The organism is Streptomyces flavofungini (genome assembly GCF_041028215.1).
Taxonomy (GTDB): Bacteria; Actinomycetota; Actinomycetes; order Streptomycetales; family Streptomycetaceae; genus Streptomyces; species Streptomyces flavofungini_B.
The window spans coordinates 1-2088 of record NZ_JASKYR010001033.1; the positions used below are offsets into that span (position 1 = coordinate 1).

At 75.3% G+C, this 2088-nt stretch carries 1 protein-coding gene; it reads left to right on the forward strand.

The genetic code is table 11. The annotated features are described in order from the left end of the window. On the forward strand, positions 1–2068 hold a 2068-nt coding region (locus AB8Z36_RS38045; protein ID WP_369217938.1), incomplete at its 5' end, for an ATP-binding protein. Positions 2069–2088: the final 20 nt, after the last annotated feature.

Here is a 2088-nt window from a genome sequence, read left to right on the forward strand (position 1 = left end):
GTCCCGGCTCCCCGCACCACGTCAACTCCCCGCTCCACCGGCCGTCTTCACCGGGCGCGCCAAGGAACTGGACCTGCTGACCGACGCACTTGACGCCTCGTCGTCCGCAGGCGGCGGAACCGGCGGACCCAGCGGACCCGGCAGAACCATGGTGATCTCCGCGATCGGCGGCATCGGCGGGCTCGGCAAGACCTGGCTGGCCCTGCGCTGGGCACACGAGAACGCCGACCGGTTCCCCGACGGGCAGCTCTATGTGAACCTGCGCGGCTTCGACCCGGCCGAGCAGCCGATGCCGGGGGCGCTGGTGCTGCGCGGTTTCCTCGACGCCCTGCACGCCGACGCGGACAGCGTCCCCGCCGATCCGGAGGCACAGGCGGCGCTGTACCGGAGCCTGGTCGCCGGGCGGCGCATGCTGATCCTCCTGGACGACGCGCGGGACGCCGACCAGGTCCGCCCCCTGCTTCCGGGCAGCCCCTCGTGCACCGTGGTGATCACCAGCCGCAGCCGCCTGACCGCCCTGGTGGCCACGCACGGCGCCCGGTTGGTGCCGCTGGACGTCCTCGGCCGGGACGAGGCCCACCGCCTGCTGGTCGGCCATCTCGGCGCGCGGAGGGTGGAGGCCGAACCGGAGTCCGTGGCCGCCCTGATCGACCACTGCGCGGGGCTGCCGCTCGCCCTCGGGATCGTCGCAGCCCGCGCCGCCAACCACCCGGACTTCCCGCTGTCGGTCCTGGCCGCGGAGCTGGACCGGTCCGACGACCGCCTCGACGCGCTGGACGTCGGCGACCTCACCGCGAGCCTCCGCGCCGCCTTCGCCGCCTCCCACCGCGCGCTCAGCGCGTCGGCGGGCACCCTCTTCGTCCACCTCGGCCTGGCCCCGGGCCCTGACATCGGCCTCGCCGCGGCGGCCGGGCTCGCCGCACTGCCCCGGACCCGCACCCGGGCCCTGCTCACGGAACTGGAGTCCGCGCACCTGGTGCGGCAGGAGCGCCCCGGCCGCTACCGGACGCACGACCTGGTGCGCCTTTACGCCGCCGAACTGGCGCGGGAGCAGCCCGGCCAGGACGGCGACGCCGCGCTGACCCGCCTGGTCGACTTCTACGTCCACACCGCCTACGCGGCCAACCGGTGCCTGGACGGCCCGCATACGCCGTTCGACACCGCCCTTGAGCCCGCGGCGCCCGGCAGCGCCCCGCTGGACTTCACGGACACCGCGGCCGCGCTGCGGTGGTTCGACGAGGAGCACGCCTGCCTGCTCGCCGTGCAGTCCCTCGCCCTCGCCACCGGCCGCCGCCCGCAGGTCTGGCAGCTGGCCTGGTCGCTCATCTCGTACCACCAGGGCGGCTACCACCTCGCCGAGTACCTCACCGTCTGGCGGGCCGCCCTGACCGCGGCCGGACAGCACGGCGAGGACCCCGCCCCCAGGGCCCTGGCCCACTGGCGCTACGGGCACGCCCGCTCCCTCACCGGCGAGCACGCCGAGGCCCTGGACCATCTCGGCCGGGCCCTCGCCCTCGCCGAGCGCACCGATGACACCGCGGGCCAGGCGCACATCTGCCGCACCCTCGGGCGCGTCTGGGAGCAGCGGGGCGACGACGAACGCGCCTTGGAGCACGCGCTGCGCGCCCTCACCCTCTACCAGCGCATCGGCAACCAGAACTGGCTGGCCAACCAGCTCAACGCGGTCGGCTGGATGAAGGCCCAGCTCGGCCACCACGAGGAGGCGCGCGCCCACTGCGAGCAGGCGCTGCGCCTGTACGACGAGCACGGCCGCCCCTCCGATGCCGCCTCCACCCTGGACAGCCTGGGCTACATCGCGCACCGGACGGGGCGGTTCACACGGGCCGTGGAGTACTACCGGCGGGCCCTGGTGCTCTTCCGCGAGCACGCGGACGCCTCCAACGAGGCGGACACCCTCGCCAACCTGGCCGAGAGCCACGACGCCCTGGGCGAGGCCGGTCCGGCCCGCCGGGCGCGGCAGGAGGCCCTGGCGCTCTACGAGGCACAGGATCGCGCGGCTCCGGCGGAGCGGATGCGGGCCGCGCTCGCCGGTGCGCATCGCTATTGAGGCATCGCCTCCCGCCGGTC